This window comes from Methylobacterium sp. CM6257 (assembly GCF_054611515.1).
Genome location: NZ_CM137735.1, coordinates 6,383,961 through 6,398,443, shown reverse-complemented (window position 1 = coordinate 6,398,443; position 14,483 = coordinate 6,383,961). Strand labels below are relative to the sequence as shown.

The 14,483-nt window shown below is 65.4% G+C and carries 16 protein-coding genes; 5 read left to right on the top strand and 11 right to left on the bottom strand.

Going from position 1 to position 14,483, the window contains the following annotated elements:
• Nucleotides 1–557 precede the first annotated feature (557 nt).
• Nucleotides 558–779, bottom strand: a complete 222-nt coding sequence (locus ACYCO6_RS31305; protein ID WP_459766677.1) for a hypothetical protein — start codon at nt 777–779, stop codon at nt 558–560.
• Between the two features lie 340 nt (nt 780–1,119).
• Here ACYCO6_RS31305 and ACYCO6_RS31300 point away from each other — a divergent pair, with 340 nt between their 5' ends.
• The gene (locus tag ACYCO6_RS31300) at nt 1,120–1,914 is read left to right on the top strand and encodes a Crp/Fnr family transcriptional regulator (RefSeq protein ID WP_459766675.1); all 795 of its coding nucleotides are present in this window, start codon (nt 1,120–1,122) and stop codon (nt 1,912–1,914) included.
• A gap of 27 nt (nt 1,915–1,941) precedes the next feature.
• Here the strand turns inward: ACYCO6_RS31300 and ACYCO6_RS31295 are convergent, their stop codons facing one another.
• The gene (locus tag ACYCO6_RS31295; protein WP_459766673.1) at nt 1,942–2,370 is read right to left on the bottom strand and encodes a hypothetical protein; all 429 of its coding nucleotides are present in this window, start codon (nt 2,368–2,370) and stop codon (nt 1,942–1,944) included.
• Nucleotides 2,371–2,490: 120 nt separating this feature from the next.
• Here ACYCO6_RS31295 and ACYCO6_RS31290 point away from each other — a divergent pair, with 120 nt between their 5' ends.
• The 3 genes from ACYCO6_RS31290 (at nt 2,491) to ACYCO6_RS31280 (ending at nt 4,064) form a co-directional block, all read left to right on the top strand.
• Nucleotides 2,491–2,676, top strand: a complete 186-nt coding sequence (locus ACYCO6_RS31290) for a hypothetical protein (protein WP_459766671.1) — start codon at nt 2,491–2,493, stop codon at nt 2,674–2,676.
• Nucleotides 2,677–3,089: 413 nt separating this feature from the next.
• Nucleotides 3,090–3,374, top strand: coding sequence for a DUF6894 family protein (locus ACYCO6_RS31285; RefSeq protein ID WP_459766669.1), 285 nt, complete (start codon nt 3,090–3,092; stop codon nt 3,372–3,374).
• Between the two features lie 480 nt (nt 3,375–3,854).
• Nucleotides 3,855–4,064: a hypothetical protein gene (locus ACYCO6_RS31280; RefSeq protein ID WP_459766667.1), complete on the top strand. Its 210-nt coding sequence runs from the start codon at nt 3,855–3,857 to the stop codon at nt 4,062–4,064.
• A 282-nt stretch (nt 4,065–4,346) separates the two neighbouring features.
• Here ACYCO6_RS31280 and ACYCO6_RS31275 read toward each other — a convergent pair whose 3' ends face one another.
• Entirely contained in the window at nt 4,347–4,694 is a 348-nt protein-coding gene (locus ACYCO6_RS31275; RefSeq protein ID WP_459766665.1) for a hypothetical protein, read from the bottom strand.
• A gap of 1,731 nt (nt 4,695–6,425) precedes the next feature.
• Here ACYCO6_RS31275 and ACYCO6_RS31270 point away from each other — a divergent pair.
• Nucleotides 6,426–6,623, top strand: coding sequence for a hypothetical protein (locus ACYCO6_RS31270; RefSeq protein WP_459766663.1), 198 nt, complete (start codon nt 6,426–6,428; stop codon nt 6,621–6,623).
• A 1,176-nt stretch (nt 6,624–7,799) separates the two neighbouring features.
• On the opposite strand, the gene ACYCO6_RS31265 is transcribed toward ACYCO6_RS31270, so the two are convergent.
• The 8 genes from ACYCO6_RS31265 to ACYCO6_RS31230 all read right to left on the bottom strand — a co-directional run bounded on the left by ACYCO6_RS31265 (nt 7,800) and on the right by ACYCO6_RS31230 (nt 12,912).
• Nucleotides 7,800–7,985 (bottom strand): hypothetical protein, encoded by a 186-nt coding sequence (locus ACYCO6_RS31265; protein WP_459766661.1) that lies wholly within the window; start codon nt 7,983–7,985, stop codon nt 7,800–7,802.
• A gap of 1,151 nt (nt 7,986–9,136) precedes the next feature.
• Nucleotides 9,137–9,796 (bottom strand): LuxR C-terminal-related transcriptional regulator, encoded by a 660-nt coding sequence (locus ACYCO6_RS31260; RefSeq protein WP_459766659.1) that lies wholly within the window; start codon nt 9,794–9,796, stop codon nt 9,137–9,139.
• 1,020 nt (nt 9,797–10,816) lie between these two features.
• Nucleotides 10,817–11,044: a recombinase family protein gene (locus ACYCO6_RS31255; RefSeq protein ID WP_459766657.1), complete on the bottom strand. Its 228-nt coding sequence runs from the start codon at nt 11,042–11,044 to the stop codon at nt 10,817–10,819.
• Entirely contained in the window at nt 11,041–11,253 is a 213-nt protein-coding gene (locus tag ACYCO6_RS31250) for a hypothetical protein (RefSeq protein WP_459766655.1), read from the bottom strand. The genes ACYCO6_RS31255 and ACYCO6_RS31250 overlap by 4 nt, the downstream gene beginning before the upstream one ends.
• A 213-nt stretch (nt 11,254–11,466) precedes the next feature.
• Nucleotides 11,467–11,754, bottom strand: coding sequence for a hypothetical protein (locus tag ACYCO6_RS31245; protein WP_459766653.1), 288 nt, complete (start codon nt 11,752–11,754; stop codon nt 11,467–11,469).
• A 365-nt stretch (nt 11,755–12,119) separates the two neighbouring features.
• Nucleotides 12,120–12,410 carry a hypothetical protein gene (locus ACYCO6_RS31240; protein ID WP_459766651.1) on the bottom strand — a complete coding sequence of 97 codons (291 nt, stop codon included), beginning with the start codon at nt 12,408–12,410 and terminating at the stop codon, nt 12,120–12,122.
• 32 nt (nt 12,411–12,442) lie between these two features.
• On the bottom strand, nt 12,443–12,625 hold the full coding sequence (locus tag ACYCO6_RS31235; RefSeq protein WP_459766649.1) for a hypothetical protein: 183 nt from the start codon (nt 12,623–12,625) through the stop codon (nt 12,443–12,445).
• 107 nt (nt 12,626–12,732) lie between these two features.
• A complete protein-coding gene (locus ACYCO6_RS31230) occupies nt 12,733–12,912 on the bottom strand; it encodes a hypothetical protein (protein ID WP_459766647.1) in 180 nt (59 codons plus the stop codon).
• Nucleotides 12,913–14,483: the final 1,571 nt, after the last annotated feature.

Below are 14,483 nucleotides of genomic sequence, written 5' to 3'. Positions count from 1 at the left end.
CCTGATCCGGCAGGGAACGGGCGGGTCCCTTTTGGGCTCTGACCCACTCTCCATGACGCCAGCGACGTTGGTGGTGCGGATCTCCCGTGGAGGAGCCGCTCGACGCGCCGCCCGCTAACCCGTCGCTAGCGGCGCGGGAGGCGCTCTAGAGAGCATCTGCCTTCACCCCCGACGGCATGAGGCTTACGTGGACCGCCCCATGAGATTCGGGCCCGCCCGATCCTGAGACCTGTCTGGGAGATTGCGCCACTTCACGGGCGACAAGGTCGGCCCGCGGGGCATTGCGTCCCGCTGGTAGAATCCACAGCGGTCGCGTCTGGACTGGGGCGGCGCGGCAGCCCGTTCTCAAACGGACAGATCTCTCGTCTCGGCGCGGAACGGGCCCATTGGCATGCACCTGTAAAGTCAGTTGGAATGGGGAAGGCGCACGGCAAACCCCTCACGATGCGCCTCGGGCCGATCCACGTAAGCCGCCACGCCCGCGAAGTCCCGTGGTGGGCTCAACTCGCAGCTTAGGCTGATCACTCCACGGTGCGCCACGTCACGGGCGGGAGGGCCTATCCTGGCGTGGTCGCATCCCGCTGGTCGAAGCGCCGCCGGTCGCCGGTTATGACCTCGGTCAGCCCGCCGATCGCGTCCACGAAGCCTTCCGTGACCTTGTCGGGCGGGCCCTGCGGCTTGGCCCGGGACAGGACGTCGATGCACGTCCGGCGCAAGCGGGCCGCCTCCCCGAGGAACGCGACCTCCTCGGCCCGCACGAACACTCCGCGCCGCGTCATTGTCCGTCCCCGATCCTTCAACAGGAGCTGGAGCGGCACCGCTGTGACGGGTGGCGGCGCTCAACGCCTGGGATCCCGGCGGCGCGGGGCGAGGCTTGGACAGCGACACGGGTTCGGCGGCCTCGTGATTCCGGCCCGCGATCCGAACCGTCGTGGACGGCGCGGTACGGAGTCAGTGCCCCGGCTGCTCACATCGAGCGGCGGCATAGTATGGTAGCAGACTATGGCCACATAATCGTGATCGGAAATCTTTGATTACGAACAAATTAAAATAATGTAATTTGAACTTCGATCCGAAAACAATATTCACCAATCATGCGCTTCGGCCGGAGAGAGAGCTATGGCTTCTCCTCGCAACCTGATCCTGTCCGCTCTGCCCGCCGAGGATTGGGAGGAGCTTGCGCCGCTGCTGGAGCGCGTCCCCTTGCGACGGCGGCAGGTGCTGAAGGAGACCCGCACAGACATCCCATACGTCTACTTCATCGAGCACGGGCTCGCCGCCCTTCAGGCGCGGACGCACGCGGATGGGGCGCACGGCATAGGGCTCCTCGGCCGCTTCGGCATGACGGGCCTGCCGCTCGTGCTGGGGACCAGGCGCTCGCCCTTGCGCGTCGTCGTCCAGACCGAGGGCGAGGCTTACCGGCTGAAAGCCGCCGATGCCGAAGTGCTCTTCGGCAGGGACACCGCGCTCCGGCGCTTGGCGCTGGCCTATGTTCAAGTGCGCATGGTCCACGCCGCTCAGGTGGCGCTCTGCAATGCGCACCACCCGGTCGAGCATCGCGTTCGGCGCTGGCTGCTGCTGGCCCAGGACCTGCTGGGTGAGGACGAGATCTGCGTCAGCCATGCCATCATCGCCGGTCACCTCGGGATGCGACGGCCCAGCGTGAGCGAGCACGTCAAGCAGCTGGAGAGGGCCGGCCTCGTGCGCCAGTCGTTCGCGTGCATCACGGTCCAGGATCGCGCGGGTCTGGAGCAGGATGCGTGCGAGTGCCACCGGCTGGTCTGGGCCGAGTACCGCCGCTTGCAGGTCCCGCTATCTGACTCGCATGGGCTATCGGTACCCAGAAGCGTCTCGATCGGCACGGCGGAACGGCCATCAGGATCCCGGCCGGTCAGTCACACGGGCGCGGGTTGATTGGGATCGGGAGGAACGAGCCATAGCTCAGGCGTGAGGACCCCCGAACAGGTCTCCGGGTGCCTTCCCCCGGACCAGCGTCGCCCAGCGCCGGCGCCGGTGCTCGGGCCAGTCGTGGATCATATGGCACCGCTGGTGGAAGGCCGCACGGTTGGCGTCCGCGTTGTTGGACGCGCCGTGATCGCGGTGTGCCGCGGCCAACACCACGCGAGGGGTGCGCACGACCGCCAAGGCATCGACCGTGCCGGAATCGAGGCGCACCCGGCGCCCTCGCCGGTCGCGCCACGTGGCCGTCGGCGCGCCCCACCAGTGCCCGTCGCCCAGGTGAAACACCCGTTGCCCGTGCGGTCGCCCACAGCCCTCACAGCACCCGCCCGCGCGCCGGAAGCGGATGGCAGCCGAGAGCTGAGGCCCATCGGCCGGATAGAAGAAGCGGTGCTCGCGCCGGATCGGCACGAGGGCGCACGGCGGCATCCGGGGTGAAGAAGGCGTAGCGCTCGCCCCAGGCCGCATCAGGGCACCAATGATTGCTCATCGGCGTTCCTCGGCGATTTTGCTGGCACACCCGGTGAAGAGATGAGCGAGGGATATAACCAGATCCTCGACGCGGCTGCGGCACTTCGGGCCCACGGCCACACCGTCGAGCTGGATGGCGCGTCTGAGCGCTGGCTGATCGACGGCGGCCTTTGGCTCACGGCCACGGAGTTGCTGGCCCTGGCAGTCCGCCTCGGCCTGATGGAAGGCCCTGGGCGGCCACAGTAGTCGTCGCGAACGGCAGGAGGCGCTTCAGCTGCCCCTCGCCGCGAAATCCGCCGGTATGCTCGCCTTCGTATGAGCACGAGCAAGCGTGGCCGCGTGCGTCATTGGGTGGTCACTTTGGTGAGCCTCGCAGGCTGGCTCGCCTTCTTCTCGGCGTGCTGGTTCAAAGCCTGTAACAACATGGCTCGAATGTGGGAGCGTCTTTTATGTTTATTTAATAGCTCGTAAGTAATAATCTGACTTGACTTGATTGCGACCGTCATTGCGGCTGCTCCACAGGAAAGAAGGCGCTGCGGCTACGTGTTGAGGTCCGGTCAAACCGTGGACGACCACTGATTGCAAATATTGATGCAATGTGGTTCTGCGCAGGTTGACTCATAATGCCCTCGAAGAAGGGCTCTGGTCGGGGGGCATGGATGTTGAGACGCTTCTACTTCGACTTCGAGGACGGTCAGGAGACGATCCGGGACGACGAAGGGGTCGAGGCCGAGGACCTGGAACAAGCGCTGGCCGATGCCCGAAGCGTGATCAGAGAGATGGCTGGAGAGGTGGCCGCCAACGATCCGGGGGAGGCCTGGGCCCTGGTCGTGCGCGACGAGACCGGATCGTCGGTCGCGCGACTGCCGATCGAGAAATCGCAGCACCGCTTCTCCAGTTCGGACCGGGGACGCGCGCTGAAATTGATCCAGCGCCCACACTGATTCAGAGGGCTGAACGGCTACGCTTGTCGATAGTTCCTCGTCAAAACTACCTAGACTATGGGCCGAGCATGCCGATTTCGCCGGGCCGAGTACGGTAGCGGACAGGTCGCCGTTGCGCGCGCGAACTGCTGTTCCAGATCACTGCGGACCGCGACGCCCAACCGAGCGGTCAGCCGCCCGGCCCGGCCCCGGCTGAGAGAGCCAGTAAGGCGCTTCGTGTCCTGTGCGCCTCATCCGGGCCGGGCGGCCGCCTCAAAGCGCGTCTTTGGACTGAGCGCTCACCGCGCCGCGGTAGCCAGCGCAGAGTTCTGCGGCAACTCGCGCTCGCCCTGCTGTGAAGCCGCGTGCTGCGGGAAACCAGCCTGCCAAGCCCAAAGGCCCGCAATGGCGCAGACAAACAGAAGGCCCGCTACTGCGACCGCCATCACGAGATGCAGTGACCTGCCGCCCGTGGAGTGACGCAGCGCAGGGGAGGCAGTGATGAGCACAGTGCATCTGCTCTGGAGCAGCAAGCCCGGTGCAAGGCCTCAAGAAAAGGATCTGCGCCGCAGAGGGCTGGCGCTGAACCTCGCTGATCGTCTGATTTTCTATCGCGACAAGGACGGTAAGGTTGCCCAGTGGAGCGCGGCAGCTATGCCGGACGAGCTTTGGGACCGGTTCGCCAATGGGTTTGAGCTGCAAGAGGCATAGGAGAAGCCCACCGCATCGAGACGGGGGTTGGCCTGCTCACGGGCGCAGGCTCCGCTCCCGGAGGGTGAAAGAGGCTAGAGGCCCTCCGATGAAGGCCCGCACGCGCGAGCCAGATCAGCGCGACATGGCCAAGCGTGACGTTCGCCTGCGACAATACGAACAATCATACCATCAGCGAACGATTCGTGACGGGCACGCTGCGGGCCAGGGCAGTCATCGCGGACACAAGCCGCCGCGGCATCCCGCGTTCTTGCCGCCGAGCCTCCTCACGCCTCGGATGGGCTAGCGCGAAGGCGCTTCGGCCAGCGAGTGGGTAAGGCGGGCGCTCGGGTCCGTCGTGCGGTCCGACAGCCCGCCTCGCGCGCCCACGCCTCCGCCCCGGCTGCCGCCTTGCCGGTGGCGGCCTGACCGACGGATTCGCGCGGCGACATCCTCGGCGCCTGTCTGGATCAGGGCGACGACGAACGGGAGCCGGCCACGCCGCTCCAAGCCCGGACGATGGCCTGCCAAGCCGAGGGCGCAGCCCTGTTTCGCGGTCTCCGCGAGGTCAGCGAGCAGATCGTCGAGAACTTGGAGGGCCGGCGGCTCCTGCGGCTCACGAATGCCTGCGCCGGCGCTTACGTGGCGCACGCGACTTAGGCTCACCGGCTGCTATCGCCGCACGGCAGGCCGGGCTCAAGCTAGCTCTCCTGCTCAGCAGGCACGCCCTAACCCGCCCGGCATCGGGAATGTAGGCCTGACAGAGGCTCATGGCGTCGGGTGTGCAGGCTTGTTGCTGTTCGGGCGTGCCCTGTGCGAGCGCCGGAGAGGCAAGGGCAAACAGGGATAGCCCAAAACAGGCGGTCATCATCTTGACGGTCATGGCCCCTCACGCGCGGCGCTTCATCGACGCCCGCCAAGATACGAAGCTTGAGCGTAAAAGCGAGGCTCGTGGCCCATCAGCGTTGGAACGGGACCGGGTTTCCGGGGCGGCAAGGATGCGGACCTTCGGTGCGGCTCTTCTATTCGGCCTTCAGGTACGGGCCTTCCAGATGTCCACCTGCCGGAACACCGGCTGATCGCCCAGCCGCGTCACCTTGACGATCCTCGCCTGTCGGGCAGCAATGCCCGTCGCCTGGCGCCTGGTTGACCGTGCGTATCGGGGCCCGGGTGTGGCTGAAGTCGGCGCCTTGCACGACCGACCATGTCTGCGGGCCGCCCAGCTCGCGGAAGGTCTCGTCTTTCAAGCCGTACACCTGCGCGCTGGCGGATCAGTTGATGCCGCCGCAGCCTTCGACCGTGTGGATGACCACGAGAGCGCTATCGAGCCGCGGGGTGCTCCGATCCGACCCGTGTTCAGCCGGCCCGTGTCGGTCACCTCGACGGAGCACTGCGCGTTCTCAGCCTCCAGCTTGCTGGCGATCTGCTGGAGGATGACAGAGCCTCGTGGGTGATCCGGCTCAGCCTGCACGACGCTGGCTGAGGCGGCACGCGCGAGGCAAGTGAGGACCTGGCGCGTAAATGCCGGTTACCTGCGCGGACCTGTCCTGGCCGACTCCAAGCTCGTGAAGCTCTTTGTGCCCGGCTGGCGCAGCGCGGCCGTGACGGTCTTGCACACAAGCGAGACGGTCTTCACGGACCAACCCTCCACCGGGCGAAAGGCCTTTCTGCGCACGTGCGTGCAAACAGGGGCTGAGACAGCGACAGCCTCTGCGGGCTTGGGCGCGGCACTCACTGGCCGCGCGAGGGCCGCCTCTGGGGCGGCCAGAAGCGCGAGGATGAGAATGTGGCGGAGCATGGCGGAGACCTCGGAGACACTCCGACGGGACAACGCTCAAGCTCGGCCGTTGTTCAAGCTTAACTGACTGAGACGGTTACCCGAGGCACTGCTCGGCACCGCCCTCAACGCGCGGCCGGAGCGCTCGTATGCGAGCCTCGGCGGTTGCGATGCGTCTGCGAGAGCGGCGGTTCGGACCCGATCGGTGGACGATGCGGCCATGGCTGCCTCCAGTCATTGGCACTTCGTGCCCGTTCCGGAGCTCGATGACATTCACATACGTGCTCGCCCCACCTGCGGCCCGGCAGAGTGAACATGCGGGCATCGCCGGCGTTTTATGGAACTCAGGGGACCTTTCATGAGGAGCGTCCCGTGTATGATTGGTGCCCGATGGACAGAGCGCCTCGCGATGGGCGCTGGATTATCGCCATCCACCGTCATGAGCCGGACCAGCGTGCTGTGATCCGATGGGACCCGGAGCGGGTGGGCGATCAACAGCCGTGGCATGTCGCCACCTGCGATCACGGCTATTCCAGCGATGCTTTCACGGACTGGATGCCGTTCCCGGACTGTCCATCGGACGCTCAGCGGAAGGAGGGAGCCAGATGACCCACCAGGGAGGTTCGTTCCGCCTGTATATCGAGTCCTGCAGGCGCGAGCCCAATCGTTACGCCTGGGTGATCCTCGATCACGAGCACATCGTGCGGCAATCCTGTCACTCGTTGCCGAGCGAGCAAGAGGCGCGCAGGCGGGGACGGGCTGAACTGAAGGACGTGGAAGCCCTGTGGCGCGATAGCCGCTGATCCTGCCCAGGATCGCCAATTCCCCTCGACAGGCTTTACGGTCCCACTCCCCGCCCCCGTCCTGGGGAGCCGGCCTTATCGTGTCCGAGCACCGTCCTGCGCAGAGGCCCCAGGATCGTCTGAGAGCCTTAACACCGGCCGGTGGTCGACGCCCGGCGTGGTCTGTCTGCCGCCTAAGGCCAAGCTTTGGACAGGGCGAAGCGGCGGATCCAAATACCACTTAAGTTTCCGACCACCTGCGGAATACGTATCCGCTGCCACTTTCCTTTAAGTATTTTTCTGAATCCGCCGCATTTGCAGATAGAGTTGCGACAAGCCGACACAAACAGCATTGTCCAGTTTTGGCTGCCCGGTCCGACATTGAGGAGCGGCCGCGTCGGAGGGAGGGGCAACGATGTCTCATTCCGCATCCAGAGCAATGCGTGTTGCCGCAATAAATCTCGGCTGCGCGTTTCCTCTGATATGCCATGCTGAGCCGCGTGAGGTTACGCTTCCGATGCTCGAAGTTCCTGATGGAATGGGCAAGTCAGGGCAGGTAATCTCAGGACAAGTCATCCCAGGGCAAGGTATCCGTCGGCTCGACCGCTCTGCGTTGCTCAAGAGACCCTTCGAGCTCTCAGATGCTGACCGGCGCATTGTAGCGCGTGAACAGGCTGCGTGGCGGCGGCTGTCTGGTTCGCTCTGCTCGGGCTGTGGTGAAACGCAGCGCGTCCGCAAAGTCGACTACGTCGACCCGATCGCCGTTCTGAACGCGAAGCCTGCGTCCTGGCGTCCGACGGTCGTTGCAACCCGTACCGTTCAGCCGTCGCGCGTCCATCGCGTTCAACTCGCGCATCGCCACCGGCATAGGTCGAGACTCTACGCCTACTTCAGCAGATTTCGCTATGCGCTCCTCAAGTGGCGCAGACACCATCATCATCGGGTTCGCCTCGTCCAGCGCTGATCCTTCTGCGCCATGCCTCTGCCTCCCCAGGCTTGCCGGGCAGGCAGAGCGCGCCGCCACTGCGCCGAATCATGCCGAAGCGCATCGGTTGAGGTCGTCCGCTGCCCTTCGGCAGCCTTGTAGGCGCGTTTCCGGGAACCGATCACCTGCCGGCGGATCTTCGTGTCAGGCGTTCATCGGTCATGCCCACCTCGGCCCGGCCGCGGTGGGCTTTCCCGTGTGCGCCCTCGCCTCTAGCCGACCACCAGCCAGATCAGCAGGATGGCCACGACCGCGCCCGCGACTCCGACGCCGAGCAGGACCAAGCTGCTGAGCTGGTCGATCGTGTTGATATCCTGGCCCAGCCGGTGGGCTGGTGTGTTTGCGGCCGCGTTGCTCGCCGAGGTTGTGTTCACATCTGAGTAGACTCGCGCGCTCATAGGGGACTCCTTTCGGCGGGAGAACGAGCGGCCCCACGGGGCGGTTCAATCTTCGCGCGGTTGGGGAGGGGCCTCCCCCTGCTCCGGGAACCGTTCGCCCGCCTTTCGCGTCGGTAGGGGAAACCCTGACGCGATGTGATGTGTTCGGTGCCCGCCCGGCCGATCCGGGCGGGCTTTTTCGTTCATCCAGATGGGGGACCTGCCTTTCAGCAGCGCTACGGCGGTCCTGTCCCGTATAAGAGACCACCTTCAGCCCGCCCGGTTCGCCGCGGCGGGCTTCTTCATGCGCGCGATGCTTGGCAATGGCTCAACTCTTAAGATCGCAGTCCGGCCAAAGGTAGAACTGCTCAGCTCGATTGTGTGTAGACAGATCTATATACGGATATATACTGGAATCATCCGCCTCTCCTGGCGGTTGGTTTTCCTGACCCGGACTAGCCCGCTGCGTTGGCGTAGCGGGCCTCCTTTTTTGGAAATGTTCGGGAGCGTACAAGGGCTAACAGACACATAAAGTAGAACACCTAAACAGGAGGATCGACCATGCCTAGGTTCGTGATCTCTGTATTATCGTCCGTCGTTGTGACGGATGTGACCGTGACGGTGCTCTCGCTACTGGCCGTGTAAGCGATTTCCTGGGAAACGATCACCCGCAAGGGGATTCTCCCGAGTTCCCAGTCTGGACCATATCCTGCCCGTCCGGTTCGCCGCGGCGGGCTCTTTCATGTCGGTTCGCTCGCCTCGCCCGTCACGAACCGGGCGGCATGCTTTTGGAGACCTGCGCCAACGGAGATGTCGGGATGGCGCGGCCTCGCATCCCGGCGATGGCTCGCAGAGGATCCGTGCCGGCGCTCATCCCGTCCGCTCGTCATCGTCCTATAGCTAAGCTCAGGGGGGGGGCGAGGGCGATCGGCGGGCCCCACGCCCGCCTGATCTATCCGCGGGCGCCGGCGCGCTCTCTGGCGATCCGAGCGGCCCCTGGCGGGTGGGTCCTCCGACCACCGCGGTGGGGATGCGGGGCCGCGCGATCCCGATGCCTCTCCAGGTGACCGGCTCGAAAAGGTGTACGCACCGTCGGCGCGGAAGGCCGCCCGCTCGACGGGCTTCGGACAAGTGCCGAACGAGACACGGTGCGTCCCGCCTGGACTCCGCTGTTAGTGCCGGCTCCGATTGGCGCCGCGCCGACCCAGGTCGCCCTCCTCGACCGGCGCCAATCCGAGCTGGCGGGCGAGCGAGACCAAGTCCTTCAGCCGCCCGGTCTGGGTCTTCCGGCGCAGGTTGAGCCGATGGGTCTCCACCGTGCGCACGCTCAGCGCCAGGCGCCGGGCCACCTCCTTGTTGCTGAAGCCGGCGCAGAGGAAGCGCAGCACCTCCACCTCGCGCGGTGTGAGCCCGAGAGCTTCGCTTTGGTCCACCGCAACGGCGGCGGGCTGTTCCGGCGGCACGAGGCAGCCCGAACCCTTCGCGAGGGCCCGCAGGGCGGCGCCGACTTCCCGCAGCGACTTCGAGCGCGCCACGAAGGCGTCGGCGCCAGCGGCCAGGAGTGCACGCAGGTCGTCGGCGGTCAGGGCTCCGAAGGCCACGAGCGTCCGGAGTTCGGGCTGGCGCTCCTTCAGGCCGGCGATCCGGGCGATCCCGTCCGCGAGCCGGATCTCGTCGAGGAAGACCAGGGCAACCGCGTTCCCGGCACCGAACCGATCCAAGTCCTCTTCGTTGATCGTGTGGAACTCCGGCATGTGCTCCAGAGTGGCGCGAACAGTCGCGCTCAGGTCCTGCGGTTCATCCAGGATCAGGATGCCAACGGCCGTACTCATGACCTCGCACCTCTATCTCCCAGCTTGATACAGGCGGCCGGGATCGGAGGCTAAGTTTCAAGTTCCGTTCCACGGATCTTCCGCAAGTATTGCAATTTAGATGGTTAAAATGTTGCTTGTTGCTTCAATGCGAAACGATGGATCGGCTCAATATGGAACATACAAGTTATCCTTACTGAGTTCTGCTGTTCCCTCACGCCTGGGCGTTACACGCCGCAGGCCGAACGGTGCGGCGCGCCGGTGACCCCAGCCGTGCCGGTATTGGGAGGCGAGGCGACCCGCGTCCTGTTCGAGCAGACCTCGGCCTACGGGAACCGGCCGGCCAGGACTGGGGCGTGCCGGTCTGGGAGTTCGCCGCCAAGGGCGGCCGAGCGCGCGTCGCTCGACGATGCGCCATTTCACCGGCGACAGGTCTGGCCCTAGTGGGCTTCAGAACGCGTCTCAACACGCTTGCGTGAGATCAACGATCCGGTGGCGCTAGATCGGTATCGTACCGTTCAGCGACGTCAGGCTGGACTGCCAGTTGGAACGGGGTGGTGCCCCTCATCCCCGCGCGATGCGCCTTGGCCGATCCCCGTAAGCCGCCACGCCCGCGAAATCCCGTGGCGGGCTGAACGCATCGCCAAGATTGCTTGGGAACGCGCCATGGCTCGGACCGAGACGGAGATGCGGGGCTGAAGTTCGGGAAGACCAATCGACGATCGATCCCGCGAGTACCAAGAAGGTCACGACGACCACGGTCCAGATGATCGCGTCGCGCGTTCCGATCTCGATAGGCTCGGAGGCCACACTTGGCTCAGTGGCCGCGCGTAAGCTCATACGAGTCAGAGCGCCGCATCGGCGGCAGATCCTGGCCGCCACATCGGTCCGCTGTGCCTGGCGGCCCGGTCGTAGGACGCGCGCACCCGCCGCACCTGTGTGGCTGTCCACGCTCCACCCCGGGCCGCCACGAAGCGTACGCCGGCCTTCGCGGGTTGAGCAGAAAGGCGGCATCGCGGGACACCCTGTGGAGCTTGGCGGTCACGAGCGTGGCGCTGTGCAATCGGCAGGGTCGCTCAGGGCTTCGGCGAGGTGCGAGCGCGTGTCGCGCGCCCCGCTCTCCACCTCGACAAGCTCAGCCACGCGCCGCCAGGAGTCGCTGTTGAGGAAGTCGGCCACGGCCCGGCGCTGGGCCTCGAGTACGGGCCCTGAGCGACCCTGCCGCTCGGTGGAGACCCGCAGACAGGGGACAAACGCGCCGGCGCTCACCGGCGCCGCTCCTGGGCCTCGGTAGCGTCCTGCATGGCCTTGGCCCAATGCGGGCAGGTGTGGGTCCGCAGATCCTTCAGGTGCCGGCGCTCGTGCACGTGCTCACACAGGCGCACGAACTCCTCGGCCCAGATCCCGGTGTCGGCAGCCCCCTGCTCGTCCGTCCCGAAATCCGTGAGGCCGCAGCGGGGGCAAACGGCGGTGTTCATGAATTTCCCGCTCCCTATGCCCCACGTGACCAACGCACGACCATGCGTTCGAGGCGACGCCACAGGCTTGGCTGGCGGGGGTAAGGGTCCGTTAACCGACGGGTGGTCGTCTAAGGCGTCGCTGCGGCTTTGGGGGTACAGAGCCGAACGGCAGGTGGGCCGAGCCTTTCACCCCCTGGCTCGGCCCGCGCCTTCGGGTGCTATTGGCTTCGCTCAAGGAGCAGGGGGCGGCACGACCGTGCCCCGTACCCCGGCCGGTAAAGCCGTTTGAACCACGCGGGCCGGACCTACCGGGTGTTCCACGCGGTAGGTCCGCTCCAAGGTCAGCAGCGTGCGCATCGGCGCTTCGGCGAGATCGAGAAGCTTGGCGTCACGCCACCGCCGCTTCGTCTCCCCGGGACCGCCGAACCAACGCGGCCGCTCCTCCTCGACCAAGAGGACGAGCTTGCCCGTCCAAGATTTCCGGAACCAGAACCGCCCCGTCAGCCCCGCCGTGCTCATGGCCGCACCACGCGCAAAGTTGGATTGCACGCTCAACTGACGGATAGCGGTGCGGTTCCTGATGCTGGCTATCATCGCGCCGGCCGCGTCTCGGTATCTGGGATGGAGAAGCTCTGCAGCGCGCTCTTCGAATAACCGCACCATGGCTAAGCTTACGCTTAGGCTACGAGACGACTATGTACATTTCACGGATATTGTTGCGTTCGCCTTATGGGCCTCGCGGAATCTTCTTTTCCGCTTGACCAAGATCGCCTGGGGCTCCTTGGCCGTGATCCGTAGCCGAAAGGGATCCGCCCGTCCATTTTCAGATCAGACACTTAGCGGGCCGACCAGTGTCCAAATCGCGCTCTGGATCCTCAACCACATTACGGCCTAAATCTTGGGGCGCTCCAAATAAGCCCCGGCAACCCGAGCTTGGACGGCGGCGGTAGTGCTTCCGAGATCTGCACTTGCCGCGACGAGGACCGCGGAAAGGCGTGCGCGCCATCGGCGTAGCGCCCGAGCAAAGCGATCGTCGCCAGACCAGCCACAATCAAAAACGCCGGAATCAACACGTCTTCGACGTACTCGGCATATTGCTCAAGCCGTTGGATCAGCATGCAGCCGGCCGTGAACACGAATGCCAGGATCAGCGGCAGGGGGAGGTTCTCCCGCATCGGACCCTCCTATGGACCCTTCGCAGCCCTGATCAGAGATGGAAGGCGCGGAGGAACTGGCTGGGCGTGTATTGCACGCCCTGGCCGTCGGCGATCAGGACCTCGGCGAAGCCCGCGCGGATCAGCTCCGCAGCCTTCTCCAGCGCCCCGATCTCGGAGTCACAGCCTATCAGAGCCGGACCCGATACGCTCAACCCTGTGACGATGAAGGTCATGGCAGACCTCCGTCTCGTAGCGCCCCGGGATCAGGATAGACCCGGCCGTTGACGTTCACCACTCCTGTCGCGCGCCAGCTGCTGGCCCGCTTGGTTCGCTTCGCCCGCTACTCCTCGGAGTCTTGCGCCTGCCAGACATCGCCCAGACGCAGCGACCAGATCACGTGACCGTTGGGGGCGGCCAGGTAGATCGCATTCGCATCCGAGCCGATCATGTCGACATGGATGCGCTTGGCCGCCTCGATGGGCTCCGCCCCGTTCCTGGCCGTGATGCTTTCCGCGCGCACGGGCGCGTCGAGCGTCCTATCGGAGCGCCGGAGGGGTACACAGAAGCGATCGTGATTTATCGGACCCACAGACTGCGCGTCCGTGCATACAGCCCGCCTCGAAGCTCAAGCCTTCGCTGGGGTCGCCCGCCCCTCCGGTAGCCTTGAGTGCTCGCCGACGCGGCGCGCCGGGGTGCTGAATCGTTATCGTTTGCAGCACGGGGCGGGACAGCGGCCTCTGACATCTCGGCGTGAACAGGCGTGCTGACCGGCCTATCTCTCCCGAGAAGAGCCAGGAATAGGCCGGTCAGCAGTCCGGCCGCAGGTAAGCTGATCCGCTAACGTTCGGCGGCATGCGGCGAGGGACATGCGCATACTCAAAGCGAGTGCGAGCTACAGTCCATCCGCGCCGATCCAGGGCGCGCCGTCGAGGCCAGCGGGGCTGGCGGACGGCGTGCCGACGCTCCGCAGGACAGCGCCTTGCCTGTGCCGCCGGCGATGGCCGACTTTATCCGACCCGAGGTCGGCGAACCTCGGCTTCCAGCCGAAGGATAGCTCCGGGTCACACCGGCCCGGCGTCTGGCATATTGAATACAGATAGCTGCCGGTCTTGATTCGATCGTGGCATGATAGTGCGCATTTCAAGTTCTCTGCTGAGGCCATGCTTCTGAATTCGGGCTGTCGCGGCACTATCTTTCTTCTGTCTGCTCATGTTACTCTGGTGGCGTGCTGCGATAGGAGCCTGCGATGGGCGTAGGGTGCATGCTTGCAGGTCTCGCCTTGCTGGGTGGCCTCGCGTACCGGTCCGACCATGGCCCAGGATACCCCGGTCTCATCTCGGGTATGGGGCTGATCCTGCTCGGCGGGTACCTGCACACTTGAACCGATGCACAGACGCGGACGGGCTCAATGCCGCGAAAATCGCGATGAATACGTCGACGCCCCCAACAGCACAGCGATAGGGAAGGCTAAAGGGCCTGCATCATCACGGCGGCAAGGAAGACAGCAGTGTAGCTGGCCGCCAGGGAGATCACGACGATGAAGGGCGCGCGGTCGGACATGACCGCTAAACGACCTGGCCCGCATCGTCGTTCCCATCCGGATCCGGCTGGGTCTCGCTGCACCGAGGTCGCACGGTGCTCGTCAGCAGGTGCGATCGGCTAGACGTCGCCTCGGCGCGTGACCAGATCCCGTGACCCCCGATCCCGTGACCCTTGGCGACGGTCAGGTAGATCGCATTGGTGCCAGGGCCGACCATATCAATCGGGGTGCGCTTGGCCGCTGACACGGCCTCAGGCGCGTTCTCAGCCGTGACAATCTTCTCGCGCACGGGCGCGTCGCGTGTGCCGGAGGGCAACACAGAAGCGACAGTGCGGCATCTCCCACTGGCTAGCCTACCGCGTCCTCACACTCTGCGCCGCTCTCGGATGTGGCGCCCCCTTGCTCAAGTCAGCATGCTCTGGATTGGCCGGTCTTAGATCGGTGCCACCAAGTGGTCTTCGGAGCGTCCTGCCGAGAGGCCAGCCCACGCCGCACCAGCTCCTCGCACGCCGCAACGACACGGTCTCGGTCCCGTGTTGTCGTGGGCGTAA

What these genes read in the sequence shown, in the direction of transcription:
- ACYCO6_RS31305 (WP_459766677.1), bottom strand. Translation starts at nt 779, where the DNA reads ATGACGCGGCGCGGAGTGTTCGTGCGGGCCGAGGAGGTCGCGTTCCTC.
- ACYCO6_RS31300 (WP_459766675.1), top strand. Translation starts at nt 1,120, where the DNA reads ATGGCTTCTCCTCGCAACCTGATCCTGTCCGCTCTGCCCGCCGAGGAT.
- ACYCO6_RS31290 (WP_459766671.1), top strand. Translation starts at nt 2,491, where the DNA reads ATGAGCGAGGGATATAACCAGATCCTCGACGCGGCTGCGGCACTTCGG.
- ACYCO6_RS31285 (WP_459766669.1), top strand. Translation starts at nt 3,090, where the DNA reads ATGTTGAGACGCTTCTACTTCGACTTCGAGGACGGTCAGGAGACGATC.
- ACYCO6_RS31280 (WP_459766667.1), top strand. Translation starts at nt 3,855, where the DNA reads ATGAGCACAGTGCATCTGCTCTGGAGCAGCAAGCCCGGTGCAAGGCCT.
- ACYCO6_RS31270 (WP_459766663.1), top strand. Translation starts at nt 6,426, where the DNA reads ATGACCCACCAGGGAGGTTCGTTCCGCCTGTATATCGAGTCCTGCAGG.
- ACYCO6_RS31265 (WP_459766661.1), bottom strand. Translation starts at nt 7,985, where the DNA reads ATGAGCGCGCGAGTCTACTCAGATGTGAACACAACCTCGGCGAGCAAC.
- ACYCO6_RS31260 (WP_459766659.1), bottom strand. Translation starts at nt 9,796, where the DNA reads ATGAGTACGGCCGTTGGCATCCTGATCCTGGATGAACCGCAGGACCTG.
- ACYCO6_RS31250 (WP_459766655.1), bottom strand. Translation starts at nt 11,253, where the DNA reads ATGAACACCGCCGTTTGCCCCCGCTGCGGCCTCACGGATTTCGGGACG.
- ACYCO6_RS31245 (WP_459766653.1), bottom strand. Translation starts at nt 11,754, where the DNA reads ATGAGCACGGCGGGGCTGACGGGGCGGTTCTGGTTCCGGAAATCTTGG.
- ACYCO6_RS31240 (WP_459766651.1), bottom strand. Translation starts at nt 12,410, where the DNA reads ATGCGGGAGAACCTCCCCCTGCCGCTGATCCTGGCATTCGTGTTCACG.
- ACYCO6_RS31235 (WP_459766649.1), bottom strand. Translation starts at nt 12,625, where the DNA reads ATGACCTTCATCGTCACAGGGTTGAGCGTATCGGGTCCGGCTCTGATA.